This is a genomic window from Vibrio sagamiensis NBRC 104589 (assembly GCF_007990935.1).
In the GTDB taxonomy this organism is placed as follows: Bacteria; Pseudomonadota; Gammaproteobacteria; order Enterobacterales; family Vibrionaceae; genus Vibrio; species Vibrio sagamiensis.
The window spans coordinates 1-923 of record NZ_BJXJ01000137.1 but is presented as its reverse complement, the minus strand read 5'-3'; the positions used below and the strand labels follow the sequence as shown (position 1 = coordinate 923).

Below are 923 nucleotides of genomic sequence, written 5' to 3'. Positions count from 1 at the left end.
CCAAGCAAGCTAAGTGCAGCATTAGGGGCTTGTTTTGCCTGTGCAAGGATAGAGCTTGACGCTTGTGACAAGATTTGTGATTTAGTCATTTGCGTAGTTTCTTTGGCAAAGTCGGTATCTTTAATACGGCTCTTAGACGTATTTACATTCTCGTTAATGTTATCTAAATTGTTAATCGCATGGTTAAAGCGGTTTTGGAATGCACCTAGCTCTGCACGATGGCTATCTACGTATTTCAACGCGGAATCAATGATCGCAACTGATTCCTGAGCACCACCCACTGAAGTCACATCAATAGTATTAACCGTAACATCCGAACCTGTCGAAAGACCTAGCTCTGATGCTAAACTACCAGCAAAAGATAAAGTACCATCAACTTTATTGTTACCAGCAAATACTTGCAGCTTACCATCTTGATCAACCGATGCCTTCACTAAATCGGTTTGACCATTGATATAAGTGGCAAGTTCTTCGATATCATCGCCCGCTTTCGCATTAATGGTTATCGTTTGAGGTTGACCAAAAGTATCGGTCAAATCAATGGTAAGGTCGTTATTCGCACCATCAACTCCCCAGTCTTGAGTCTGACCGTTCGCTGCAATATAACTTTGCCCTCCCATCATTTGATTGTCTGAGCGCATATCTTTTAGGTTCAGCATAACCGCTTCACCATTGTCTGCACCAATCTGGAAAGATTGCGTCCCGTACGTGCCGTTAAGCAGTTTATTACCACCAAATGAGGTTGTTTCTGCAATTCGATTAAGCTCATCATTCAATGCGGTCACTTCTTCTTGAATAGCAACACGCTCTGCTTTTGAGTTTGAGCCGTTAGCCGATTGAAGAGAAAGATCACGCATGCGTTGCAGGATGTTAGTGGTCTCATTCATCGCACCTTCTGCTGTTTGTGCGATTGAGATCCCGTC

1 protein-coding gene is annotated in these 923 nt (G+C 43.2%); it reads right to left on the bottom strand.

Features of this window, described 5'->3' with window-relative positions; all coding sequences use genetic code 11:
* The coding region (locus VSA01S_RS19810) for a flagellin (RefSeq protein ID WP_147052810.1) at window positions 1-923 on the bottom strand (923 nt) is incomplete at both ends.